This is a genomic window from Mycobacterium sp. pR1184 (genome assembly GCF_041287235.1).
Classification (GTDB): Bacteria; Actinomycetota; Actinomycetes; order Mycobacteriales; family Mycobacteriaceae; genus Mycobacterium.
Genome location: NZ_JBGGKR010000002.1, coordinates 133,217 through 144,655, shown reverse-complemented (window position 1 = coordinate 144,655; position 11,439 = coordinate 133,217). Strand labels below are relative to the sequence as shown.

12 protein-coding genes are annotated in these 11,439 nt (G+C 67.7%); 4 read left to right on the top strand and 8 right to left on the bottom strand.

Annotation, left to right across the window (positions count from 1 at the left end):
* Window positions 1-48: 48 nt before the first annotated feature.
* The gene (locus ACAG21_RS03865; RefSeq protein WP_370494678.1) at window positions 49-1,470 is read left to right on the top strand and encodes an FAD-dependent oxidoreductase; all 1,422 of its coding nucleotides are present in this window, start codon (window positions 49-51) and stop codon (window positions 1,468-1,470) included.
* On the opposite strand, the gene ACAG21_RS03860 is transcribed toward ACAG21_RS03865, so the two are convergent.
* The 6 genes from ACAG21_RS03860 to carD are packed head-to-tail and all read right to left on the bottom strand — an operon-like array spanning window position 1,398 to window position 6,452.
* A complete protein-coding gene (locus ACAG21_RS03860) occupies window positions 1,398-2,390 on the bottom strand; it encodes a glycerophosphodiester phosphodiesterase (protein WP_370494677.1) in 993 nt (330 codons plus the stop codon). The two genes, ACAG21_RS03865 and ACAG21_RS03860, sit on opposite strands and share 73 nt — an antisense overlap.
* A 5-nt stretch (window positions 2,391-2,395) precedes the next feature.
* Window positions 2,396-3,328 (bottom strand): 23S rRNA (guanosine(2251)-2'-O)-methyltransferase RlmB, encoded by a 933-nt coding sequence (rlmB, locus tag ACAG21_RS03855; RefSeq protein WP_370494676.1) that lies wholly within the window; start codon window positions 3,326-3,328, stop codon window positions 2,396-2,398.
* Between the two features lie 11 nt (window positions 3,329-3,339).
* Window positions 3,340-4,749 carry a cysteine--tRNA ligase gene (gene cysS / locus ACAG21_RS03850; RefSeq protein WP_370494675.1) on the bottom strand — a complete coding sequence of 470 codons (1,410 nt, stop codon included), beginning with the start codon at window positions 4,747-4,749 and terminating at the stop codon, window positions 3,340-3,342.
* Window positions 4,750-4,800: 51 nt separating this feature from the next.
* Complete coding sequence (gene ispF / locus ACAG21_RS03845; RefSeq protein ID WP_370494674.1) at window positions 4,801-5,280, bottom strand: 2-C-methyl-D-erythritol 2,4-cyclodiphosphate synthase; 480 nt, start codon at window positions 5,278-5,280, stop codon at window positions 4,801-4,803.
* Complete coding sequence (ispD, locus tag ACAG21_RS03840) at window positions 5,277-5,948, bottom strand: 2-C-methyl-D-erythritol 4-phosphate cytidylyltransferase (RefSeq protein ID WP_370494673.1); 672 nt, start codon at window positions 5,946-5,948, stop codon at window positions 5,277-5,279. Before ispD ends, ispF begins: the two co-directional genes overlap by 4 nt.
* 15 nt (window positions 5,949-5,963) lie before the next feature.
* Window positions 5,964-6,452 (bottom strand): RNA polymerase-binding transcription factor CarD, encoded by a 489-nt coding sequence (gene carD, locus ACAG21_RS03835; RefSeq protein WP_007166539.1) that lies wholly within the window; start codon window positions 6,450-6,452, stop codon window positions 5,964-5,966.
* Between the two features lie 302 nt (window positions 6,453-6,754).
* Here carD and ACAG21_RS03830 point away from each other — a divergent pair, with 302 nt between their 5' ends.
* Genes ACAG21_RS03830 through disA form a run of 3 tightly spaced genes read left to right on the top strand, consistent with a single transcriptional unit; the run spans window position 6,755 to window position 9,869 of the window.
* Window positions 6,755-7,309: a hypothetical protein gene (locus ACAG21_RS03830; RefSeq protein WP_370494672.1), complete on the top strand. Its 555-nt coding sequence runs from the start codon at window positions 6,755-6,757 to the stop codon at window positions 7,307-7,309.
* 50 nt (window positions 7,310-7,359) lie between these two features.
* Window positions 7,360-8,769: a DNA repair protein RadA gene (gene radA / locus ACAG21_RS03825; RefSeq protein ID WP_370494671.1), complete on the top strand. Its 1,410-nt coding sequence runs from the start codon at window positions 7,360-7,362 to the stop codon at window positions 8,767-8,769.
* Between the two features lie 26 nt (window positions 8,770-8,795).
* Window positions 8,796-9,869 carry a DNA integrity scanning diadenylate cyclase DisA gene (disA, locus tag ACAG21_RS03820; RefSeq protein WP_096290334.1) on the top strand — a complete coding sequence of 358 codons (1,074 nt, stop codon included), beginning with the start codon at window positions 8,796-8,798 and terminating at the stop codon, window positions 9,867-9,869.
* Here the strand turns inward: disA and ACAG21_RS03815 are convergent, their stop codons facing one another.
* Together ACAG21_RS03815 and ACAG21_RS03810 are read right to left on the bottom strand one after the other, a co-directional pair.
* Window positions 9,870-10,676, bottom strand: a complete 807-nt coding sequence (locus tag ACAG21_RS03815; RefSeq protein WP_370495028.1) for a hypothetical protein — start codon at window positions 10,674-10,676, stop codon at window positions 9,870-9,872.
* Window positions 10,677-10,801: 125 nt separating this feature from the next.
* Complete coding sequence (locus ACAG21_RS03810) at window positions 10,802-11,419, bottom strand: carbonic anhydrase (RefSeq protein ID WP_370494670.1); 618 nt, start codon at window positions 11,417-11,419, stop codon at window positions 10,802-10,804.
* Between the last annotated feature and the right edge of the window lie 20 nt (window positions 11,420-11,439).

Genomic DNA, 11,439 nt, shown 5'->3' with positions numbered 1-11,439 from the left:
CAGCAACATGGCTTTCGTCAGATAAGCGCTCAGCACAGGCGGTGGGCTATGGCGAAGATCGGTATTCACGCGGTGGTACTGGGGGCGAGCATGGCCGGTCTGTCGGCCGCGCGGTCGCTCAGTGAGTTCTATGACCTGGTGACGGTGGTGGAGCGCGACCCGCTGCCCGACATCGGCGTACCCCGCCGGGGTGTGCCGCAGGGCAAGCACCTGCACGGCCTGCTGCCTCGCGGCGCGCAGGTACTCGAAGAATTCTTCCCCGGCATCCTCGACGAGCTGGTCGTCGACGGTGCGCACTACGCCGACGGCCGGGATCTGTCGCAGCTCTACTACAACGTGGGCGGTCACCTGATGGTGCGCAACGGCAGCGCTCCCTCGTTCACCGCCCACCTCGCCACCCGGCCGTTCCTCGAGGATCACCTCCGCGCGCGGCTGCGCGCCATTCCCAACGTCATGCTGCTCGATGGGCACGACATCGCGGGCGTGACCGCAACGGCGGACCACCATCGCGTCAACGGGGCACGGGTGGTCGACCGTCGCACCCGCGAAGACCTCACGCTCAGCGCCGATTTAGTGGTCGACGCAACTGGGCGGGGCGCCCGCACCCCGGCGTGGCTGGAATCCCTGGGCTACAACGGCCCGCGCGAGGACGAGGTCACGGTGGAGCTGACCTACGTGAGCCAGCTGCTGCGCATGGCGCCGGATGCGCTGCACGAACTCGGCTTCGTCGTCGGCCCCGTGCCGGGCCGGCCGCGCGGACTGGGCATCCTGCATACGGAGAACGACACCTGGATGTTCACCGTCTTCGGCATGGCGAGCCATGGTCCACGCCCCGACCTGATATCGATGTGCGAGTTTGTCGAAGACTTCGCACCGCCGCACCTGCTGGCCGCGATTCGAGCCGCCGAACCGGTCGGAGAACCCGCGCGGCACCGTACGCCGTCCAGCCGCTGGCGCCGCTACGACAAGATGCGGCGATTCCCCCAGGGCCTGCTGGTCATCGGCGACGCGATCTGCAGCTTCAACCCGATCTACGGCCAGGGCATGACGGTAGCCGCACTCGAGGCGCTGACACTGGGCGATTGCTTACTCAGCGGCACAAGGGATTTGGCGCCGCGATTCTTCCGGGCCGCGGCGGTGCCGATCCGCCAGGCGTGGGAGCTGTCGGCCAGCCCCGACCGCTGCCTCCCCGAAATCGAGGGCACCCCGTCGCTGCTCACCCGACTGCTCGACGCATACGTCGATCGCGTGCTCACCGCCGCCGAATACGACACCGACGCCGTCGATCGGTTCGTCAGAGTGACCGCGCTCGTCGACCCCGCTACCGCGCTACTGCGCCCGGGCATGCTGTGGCGCGCCGCCCTGGCCAACCGCCGCCGCCGGCAGCACGGCAACGGTCAGATCGCCGACGCGGCAGTGGGCAATGGCATGCCCAGCTCGGCCATCACACCGCGCAGCAGCGTCGGGTAATCGGTGATGAGTCCGTCGACGCCATAGCCGATTTGCTCGCGCATCGCCGTGGCGTCGTTGACGGTCCATGGAATGACCCTGAGCCCCAACGCATGTGCGTGATCGACGTACGGCTTGCCGGTGACCAACTGATACCGGGGCGAGACAATGTTCGCCCCCACCATCAGCGCCCCGATCACCGCATCCCCGACGACTGTGGCGTCGATGCCGGCCAGCCACGGTGAATCCGGCGCCCAGGTCTCGTCGTTGTACAAGGCCACCAACGGAATCGACGGTTCGGCCCGGTGCACCATCGGCAGGGTCCGCCAGTCGAAGCTCTGAATGTCGACCGAAGAGACCTTGCCCGCCGACCTGACCACGCCCAGAATTACGTCGACGAACTCCTGGGGCTCGGCCGATCGGCTCGGCCGGTCGGCCTCCACCTTGGTTTCGATGTTGTAGCGCACCCCTGGCCCATTCGGAGCCCGGTAGGAGTCGGCGAGCGCGAAGACTTCCGGCAAGGTCGCAATCTTATTGCCCCGCACCACTTCAGCCCGGGGAAACTCGGCGAGCAGCCGACCGCAGTCCAAGGTGTGCAGCTGCGCCAGAGTGAGTTCGTGCACCAGCTTTCCGACATACGGGTACTGCGGATCGCCGGCAACCGCCGGCCCGGTGTCCACGCATTTTTCGGCGTCGATCGTCGGATCGTGCCACACCACGGGCTGCCGGTCTTTGGTGATGACGATGTCGAGTTCGAGTGTGCTGACGCCTAGTTCGAGCGCTTTGGCGAAGGCTCGCAGCGATTCCTCGGTGGTCTCACCCCGACCACCGCGATGTGCCTGCAGGTCGAAGTCGGGTGCTTGCGCTGCGGACACCGGCAGCGACACCAGCAATGCGACCGCGGTCAGCACCACGCCCAGGCGCGTGAGCCGGCCGGCCAACCCGGTTAACTCCTGCGCTGACGCGCGATTTCGGCGAGCACCACCCCGGCGGCCACCGAGGCATTCAACGATTCGGCATGACCGGCCATCGGTATCGACACCACCTGGTCGCAGTTCTGCCGCACCAACCGGGAGAGGCCCTTGCCTTCGGACCCGACGACCACCACGATCGGGTCGGTGCCGTCCAGGTCGTCCACCACGGTGTCACCGCCGGCGTCCAATCCGATCACCCGCAGCCCGCGGTCGGCCCAATTCGTCAGTGTTCTGTTGAGATTGGTCGCGCGCGCGACGGGCAGGCGGGCCGCGGCGCCGGCACTGGTGCGCCAGGCCACCGCCGTCACCGAAGCCGAACGGCGTTGCGGGATAACCACTCCGTGGCCGCCGAAGGCCGCAACCGAGCGGACGATTGCCCCGAGGTTGCGGGGATCGGAGATGTTGTCCAGTGCGACCAGCAGCGCCGGCGGCGACTGCAGTGCGGCTGTGAGCAGGTCGTCGGGGTGGGCGTAGTTGTACGGCGGCACCTGCAGCGCGATGCCCTGGTGCAGATGGTTGGCGGTCATCTTGTCCAGGTCGGTACGGGGCACTTCCAAAATCGCGACGCCCAAATCGGCTGCCCGGGCTACGGATTCGGTGACACGCTCGTCGGCTTCGGTGCCGAGTGCGATGTACAGCGCCGTCGCGGGCACCCCCGCGCGCAGGCATTCCACCACCGGGTTGCGGCCGAGTACGGTTTCGGTCTCATCGGTGCGTTTGGCCGTCCGGCGTTGCTGCGGCTGGGCGGCGCGCTTGGCAGCAGGATGGTTCGGGCGCATGTGAGCGGGCGGCGTGGGGCCCCGGCCCTCCAGGCCACGACGCCGTTGGCCGCCCGAGCCCACGGTCGGTGCCTTCTTGCTGCCGGACTTACGTATTGCGCCCTGGCGCCGCGAGTTGCCGGCCATCTACTCGTCCATCACTTGTCTGGACCCGCTTGCAGCTCCCAGTGCGGCCCGTCGGCGGTGTCGGTGACCTCGATGCCGGCGTTCTTGAGTCGGTCCCGGATCTCGTCTGCCAGAGCCCAATTGCGCTCCTCGCGGGCTCGCTTGCGGCTTTCCAGCTCGGACTGAACCAGCACGTCGACGGCCGCGAGTGCGGCCGATGTCTCGTCGCGTGTTTCCCAGCGTTCGTCGAGCGGGTCGCAGCCCAGGATGCCCATCATCGCCCGGATCGAGCCGGCGTGCCGCAGAGCACCTTCATGGTCGCCGGCGTCGAGCGCCCGATTGCCCTCGGCGCGGGCATGGTGGATCTCGGCCAGCGCGATCGGCACCGCGAGGTCGTCGTCGAGTGCGTCGGCGAATCGCGGCGTCCACTCGCCGGGGACCACGCCGCCGACCCTAACCCGCACCCGGTGCAGGAATTCCTCAACTCCCACATAGGCTTTCACCGCATCCTGCAGGGCGGTATCGGAGAATTCGAGCATCGAGCGATAGTGAGCGCTACCCAGGTAGTAGCGCAGTTCCGGCGGCCGCACCCGCTGCAACATCGCCGGAATGGACAACACGTTGCCCAGCGACTTGCTCATCTTCTCGCCGCCCATCGTCACCCAGCCGTTGTGCAGCCAGTAGCGGGCGAACCCATCCCCGGCCGCACGGCTCTGGGCGATTTCGTTCTCATGATGGGGGAACACCAAATCCATTCCCCCACAATGGATGTCGAATTCAGGGCCCAGGTAGGTGCGTGCCATCGCCGAGCATTCCAGGTGCCAGCCCGGGCGCCCGCGCCCCCACGGCGACGGCCATGAGGGCTCGCCCGGCTTCTCGCCCTTCCACAAGGTGAAGTCACGCTGGTCGCGCTTGCCGGTCCCCGCCCCCTCGCCCTGGTGGACGTCATCGATCTTGTGGCCGGACAGCTGACCGTACTCGGGGTAGCTGAGCACATCGAAGTAGACGTCACCGGCGGCGGCATACGCGTGACCATTTTCGATCAGGCGTTCCATTAACTCGACCATCTGGGTGATATGGCCGGTGGCTCGCGGCTCCGCCGACGGCGGCAAGACGTCCAGGGCGTCGTAGGCCGCGGTGAACGCGCGCTCGTAGGTCGCCGCCCACTCCCACCACGGCCGGCATGCGGCGGCGGCCTTGGCGAGGATCTTGTCTTCGATGTCGGTCACGTTGCGGATGAACGCGACGTCATAGCCGCGCGCCATCAGCCAGCGCCGCAGGATGTCGAAGGCCACGCCGCTGCGGACATGGCCGATGTGCGGCTGGCCCTGAACGGTGGCGCCACAGAGGTAGATGGAGACGTGCCCCTCGCGCAGCGGAACGAAATCACGCACAGCACCGGCGGCGGTGTCGTGTAGCCGCATGGGGGGGCGATCGGTCACGACGTGCCAGCTTACCTGCTACTTCAGATCGGCCGACCGCCGCTCGCAAGGCTATCCGTGCGCGACAACGAGGGCCGTCGCGATCGCGGCCAAACCCTCACCCCGCCCGGTCAGGCCCAGCCCGTCGGTGGTGGTCGCCAAGACCGATACCGGCGCGCCCACCAGATCCGACAGCAGTTGCTGCGCCTCGGCGCGGCGCGGGCCGATCTTCGGCCGATTGCCGATCACTTGCACGGCCGCATTTCCGACCCGATACCCGGCCTCCGACACCAGTTCGACGACGTGGCGCAGCATGTCGGCGCCGCTGACGCCCTTCCATCGCGGATCGTCGACCCCGAACACGCCGCCGATGTCGCCCAACCCGACAGCCGACAGCAGCGCATCGCACAACGCGTGCGCCGCGACGTCGCCGTCGGAATGGCCCGCGCAGCCGTCGGTGTCGGGAAACAGCAGACCCAGCAACCAGCAGGGCCGTCCGCGCTCAATCGGGTGTACGTCGGTACCGAGGCCGACCCGAGGCAACTCGGTCACCCGCGCACAATCGCTTGGGCCAGCAGCAGATCCAGCGGTGTGGTGATTTTGAATGCCAGCGGGTCGCCATCGACCACCTGAACCTGGCCACCGACGTACTCGACCATCGATGCGTCGTCGGTGAAAACCGCGCCCGCCGCTTGCTGGTAGGCGCGCAACAACAGTTCGGTGGCGAACCCCTGCGGCGTCTGCACCGCACGCAGCCCGGCACGTTCCGGCGTGCCCAGCACCACACCGTTGGCATCCACGGCCTTGATGGTGTCATGCAGCGGCATTGCGGGCACCACAGCGCCGTGTCCGGCCCGCAGCATGTCCACCACTCGCACGATCAGCTCAGGTGGCGTCAACGCCCGGGCAGCGTCGTGTACCAGCACAAAATCCGGTTCGCCGGGTAGGGCGGACAACGCCAGATTGACCGATTCGGTGCGCCCGACTCCGCCGGCCACCACGGTGGCCTGGCTGCCTAGGACTTGCTTGGCCTGGTCGACGCGATCGGCGGGTACCGCCGCCACGACCTGACTAACGACCCCCGAATCCAGCAGACCCGCAACGGCCCATTCCAGTAGCGTGCGCCCGTCGAGTTCGCAAAATGCTTTCGGAATGCCGGCACGCAGCCGCTCCCCCAAGCCCGCGGCCGGGACCACTGCAACAACTGTGCCCCCGACCACCTGAGCTCAGGGCCTTCAGGAAGCTGCGGCCAAAACCTCGTCGAGAATGGTCTCCGCTTTGGCGTCGTCGGTGCTCTCCGCGAGCGCCAACTCACCGACCAGAATCTGGCGGGCCTTGGCCAGCATGCGCTTTTCGCCCGCGGACAGGCCGCGCTCCTGGTCGCGACGCCATAGGTCGCGGACAACTTCGGCGACCTTGTTGACGTCGCCGGAAGCAAGCTTTTCGAGATTGGCCTTGTAACGCCGTGACCAGTTGGTGGGCTCTTCCGTGTGGGGAGCGCGCAACACCTGGAAGACCTTGTCCAGGCCTTCTTGTCCGACGACGTCGCGGACGCCGACGTACTCGGCGTTGTCGGCGGGAACTCGAACGGTCAGGTCACCCTGCGCAACTTTCAAGACGAGATACTCTTTTTGCTCCCCTTTGATGGTGCGGGTTTCGATCGCCTCGACTAACGCAGCACCGTGGTGTGGATATACAACGGTGTCGCCGACCTTGAAGATCATCAGATTCGAGCCCCTTTCGTTACTTCAGTCTAACACGGCGGTCCAACACACGCGTAGCAACGGTGCAGGTCAGGGGCACAACGCGCGCGGAATAGGGGTTGACAGACGGACGAAGACGTGCAATAGAACACACTAGCAATGCCTGGTCGGTGCCCCGGCAGTGGCCCAGCGACCGGCGCTGCGGTGCTGGTCTTGCTACCTGCGCTACCGCTTAAACGTCGTTCCTACTACTGTGCATAGTTGCACGCGTCATCGTGCCGCGACTTGCTCTGAACAGCCAGACCGAGCCCAGGAGGCATCGAGTGAACCGCTTCAAGACCAGCCTCGCGGTCGGCCTTCGCACCCGGGTCGTCCTCGCCGGCCTGGCCGCCCTGGTCGCCACCGTGCTCACCGGCTGTGGCGCCGGACAGATCTCGCAGATGGCCACCCAGGAGCCTGCCGTCAACGGCAACAAGGTCACGTTCAACAACGTGGCGCTGCGCGACATCCGCATCCAAGCCGCGCAGACCGGCGACTACCTGCGTCCGGGTAGGAACGTGGACCTGGTGCTGGTAGCGGTGAACCAGTCGCCGGACGTCGAGGACCGGCTGCTCGGCATCACCAGCGACATCGGCACCGTGACCGTGACCGGTGACGCTCGCCTGCCCGCCAGCGGCATGCTGTTCATCGGCACGCCGGAGGGCCAGCGGGTGGCGCCGGGCCCGCTCAACCCCAACAGCGCGGCCAAGGCCTCGGTCAACTTGGCCAAGCCGATCACCAACGGCCTGGCCTATAACTTCACCTTCACCTTCGAGAAGGCCGGCCAAGCCAGTGTGCAGGTGCCGATTTCGGCCGGGATGGCTGCGCCGGAGGTCTGAACGGCCGTGTCACGGCGGGACTTGTCGGTGCGGGCGGATACCGTCATGACGTGGCTAACCCGCGCTCGCAATACCGTTGCTCGGAGTGCCAACACGTCACCGCCAAATGGGTTGGCCGCTGCGGGGAATGCGGCACCTGGGGCACCGTCGATGAGGTGACCGTGCTCAGCGCGGTGGGCGGCCGTCGTTCGCTGAAGCCGACGTCGCAGGCCGTTCCGATCAGTTCGATCGAACCCAACATCAGCCAGCACCGTGCGACGGGCATCGGCGAGCTCGACCGCGTACTCGGCGGCGGCGTCGTGCCCGGCTCGGTCACGCTGCTGGCCGGCGATCCGGGCGTCGGTAAATCGACGTTGCTGCTCAAGGTCGCCCACCTGTGGGCGCAGTCGGGGCGGCGCGCGCTGTACATCTCCGGCGAGGAGTCCGCGGGCCAGATCAGGCTGCGCGCGGACCGCATCGATTGTGGCAGTGACGAGCTCTACCTGGCCGCCGAATCCGACGTGCACACGGTGCTCGAGCACATGGCGACGGTCAAGCCCGCGCTGGTGATCGTCGACTCGGTGCAGACGATGTCCACCGCCGAGTCCGACGGCGTCGCGGGCGGAGTCACGCAGGTGCGCGCCGTGACGGCGGCGCTGACGGCCGCGGCCAAGTCCAACGGCGTGGCGCTGATCCTCGTCGGCCACGTCACCAAGGACGGCGCGATCGCCGGCCCGCGCTCGCTGGAACACCTCGTCGACGTCGTCCTGCATTTCGAAGGCGACCGCAACGGCTCGCTGCGGATGGTCCGCGGCATCAAGAACCGATTTGGCGGCGCCGACGAAGTCGGGTGTTTCATGTTGCACGACAACGGAATCGAGGGTGTTGCCGACCCGTCCAACCTGTTCTTGGACCAGCGGCCCGCCCCGGTGCCGGGCACCGCGATCACGGTCGCCCTGGACGGCAAACGGCCGCTGATCGGCGAAGTCCAGGCGCTGCTGGCCACGCCGAACGCCGGCTCACCGCGCCGTGCGGTCAGCGGGATCGACCACTCCCGTGCCGCGATGATCACCGCCGTGCTGGAAAAGCACGCCAAGCTGCCGCTGGCCGCCAACGACATCTACCTGTCCACGGTGGGCGGCATGCGGCTGACCGATCCGTCCTCTGACCTCGCCGTCGCGATCGCGCTGGCTTCAGCCCTGGCCGACCTGCCGCTGCCCACCACCGCGGTGATGATCGGGGAGGTCGGCCTCGCCGGCGATCTGCGCCGGGTCAGCGGCATGGACCGGCGCCTGGCCGAAGCCGCCCGGCAGGGGTTCAGCATCGCGCTGATTCCGCCGGGATGTGACGCCGTTCCGCGGAGCATGCGAGCGCTGACCGCACCCAACATCGGGGCGGCACTGCAGCACATGATCGACGTCGCCCACAACCGCGCCCCCGAGCCCGCGGGACCCAAACGGCTATACATTGCTACGCCATAAGCCCTGGCGTAGCAGAATGACAGGCTGTGACGCGTCCGACGCTGCGTGAAACAGTCGCCCGCCTGGCACCGGGCACCGGGCTCCGGGATGGCCTGGAGCGCATTCTGCGCGGTCGTACCGGTGCGCTGATCGTGCTCGGCAACGACGAGAACGTCGAGGCCATCTGCGACGGCGGCTTCGCCCTGGATGTCCGATACGCCCCGACGCGGCTGCGCGAACTGGCGAAAATGGACGGCGCCGTCGTGCTGTCCACCGACGGCAGCCGCATCGTGCGGGCCAACGTGCAGCTGGTTCCCGATCCGTCGATACCCACCGACGAGTCGGGCACCCGGCACCGCTCGGCGGAACGCGCCGCGATCCAGACCGGCCACCCGGTGATCTCGGTCAGCCATTCGATGAACATCGTCACCGTGTATGTCGGCGGGGAGCGTCACGTGCTGGCCGATTCCGCCACCATCCTGTCGCGGGCTAACCAGGCCATCGCAACCCTGGAGCGCTACAAAACCCGCCTCGACGAGGTCAGCCGGTTGCTCTCGCGAGCCGAGATCGAAGACTTCGTCACGCTGCGCGACGTGATGACGGTGGTGCAGCGACTCGAGCTGGTCCGCCGTATCGGGCTGGTGATCGACTACGACGTCGTCGAACTGGGCACCGACGGACGGCAGCTGCGGCTACAGCTCGAGGAGCTGCTGGGCGGCAACGACACCGATCGGGAGTTGATCGTGCGCGACTACCACGCCAGCCCCGAGCCGCTGTCCGATGCGCAGATGATCGCGACGCTGGACGAGCTGGACGCGTTGTCGGACACCGAGCTGCTCGAAATCACCTCGCTGGCAAAGGTTTTCGGTTATCCGACGACGACGGAAGCGCAGGATTCGGCGCTGAGCCCACGTGGCTACCGCGCGATGGCCGGTATCCCCCGGCTGCAGTTCGCCCACGTCGACCTGTTGGTCCGCAACTTCGGGACGCTGCAGGGTCTGCTGGCCGCCAGCGCCAACGATCTGCAGTCTGTCGACGGCATCGGCTCGATGTGGGCGCGCCATGTGCGGGAAGGGCTGTCGCAGTTGGCGGAGTCGACGATCGCCGACCCGCTCAACTGACTAGCCGGCCGGCGAAGGACCGGGAGCCGCTCCGGGCGGCGCCTCGGGCTGCGGTACCGCCGGCTGACCCGGCACCGGCCCCGGCGGGGGCGGTGGCTGGTTCAGAATGAACGGCACCGCGATCGAGCGCAGGTTGCCCAGCTGCACGACGAGGTTGTATGTGCCCGGGCCGATCGCCGGCCGCGGCAACGGGCAGTGCGGCGAGGATCCCATCCCCGTCCACGTCACCGCCGTCGTCACCTGCTCGCCCGGCGTGAAGGTCTTGACCAGGGTCTCGTTGGACGGCGCGCAGTCCAGGTTGGACCACAGCCGCTTGTTGTCCAGCGAGTAGACGTAGGCGGCCAGGACAGCGGCGCCGACGTCGCGCTTGCAGGCCACCAGGCCGATGTTGGTGACGACCATCGTGAATTTGGGCTGGTCACCGATGAAGTACTGGGGGGCGTTCGTCAGCCCCTTGACGGCAAGCGTCGAGTCCGGGCAGTCGTCACCCTCCTTGAGCACCGGTGGCGGCTGAACGGCGGCGGTCGGCGTCGGTGCCTCAGGATTTTGCCCCTGCGCGGGCGGGACCGGGGTGACGCCCTCCTGCCCCGGCGGGGGCGGAGCTTGCGGCGGCGGTGCTGCCGGTGTGCTTTGGCCCGGCCCGGCCTTGTTGACGCTGGCGGGCTTGGTGCCCGCGCTATTGCCCATGAAGGCGATGGCAATGGCGACAGCGATGCCGATCACGACGACCGCGATCCCCAGGGCCAGCCCCCTGCGCCGCCAATAGATCTCCGTGGGTAGCGGGCCACGCGGTTCCAGATCCAGCACGGTCACACCATAAGTCCAGGTCACACCGATTTGTCCGACCCGGCCCGGCGTGTCGCGATGTTAGCTGGCGTTGGATCGTGTTAGGCCCCTGTTCGCGGCCTTGTGATGAGGGCGTGAGTGGCCCGTTATTCGCCGATGTCGCCGATGTGGTCGACCAACGCCGCACGCCCGTCGGCGAGGTGGTAAGTGACCCCGGCCAGCGCCAGGGTGCCCGCCGACACCCGCTCCGCGATGGCCGCGGAACGCGAAGTGAGCTGAGCCAACGTCTCGCTGACGTGCCGCGCCTCGAACTCGTCGACGCGGCTGAGTCCGTCGCGGCGACCGATCAGGATCGACGGAGCGACGCGCTCAACCACGTCGCGCACGAAGCCGGCCGGGATCGCACCGTCGTCGACCGCGCCGATCGCGGCCTTGACGGCGCCGCAGCTGTCGTGGCCGAGCACGACGATCAGCGGGACGTCGAGCACCGACACCGCGAACTCGATGGACCCGAGCACCGCCGAGTCGACGGCCTGTCCGGCGGTGCGCACCACGAACATGTCGCCTAGGCCCTGGTCGAAGATGAGCTCGGCGGCCACCCGACTGTCGGAACAACCGAATACCACCGCGGTGGGTTTTTGCCCCGCGGCCAGGCTGGCGCGATGCTCGACGCTCTGGCTGGGGTGCGCGGGCTGACCGGCAACGAATCGCTCGTTACCCTCTTTGAGTGCTTTCCATGCGGATACCGGATTCGAGTTGGGCATGGGACACATTCTGGCGTGCC

Excerpts from the sequence above, each read along its gene's own strand:
- ACAG21_RS03865 (WP_370494678.1), top strand. The coding sequence starts at position 49 with ATGGCGAAGATCGGTATTCACGCGGTGGTACTGGGGGCGAGCATGGCC.
- rlmB (WP_370494676.1), bottom strand. The coding sequence starts at position 3,328 with ATGGCCGGCAACTCGCGGCGCCAGGGCGCAATACGTAAGTCCGGCAGC.
- carD (WP_007166539.1), bottom strand. The coding sequence starts at position 6,452 with ATGATCTTCAAGGTCGGCGACACCGTTGTATATCCACACCACGGTGCT.
- ACAG21_RS03810 (WP_370494670.1), bottom strand. The coding sequence starts at position 11,419 with ATGCCCAACTCGAATCCGGTATCCGCATGGAAAGCACTCAAAGAGGGT.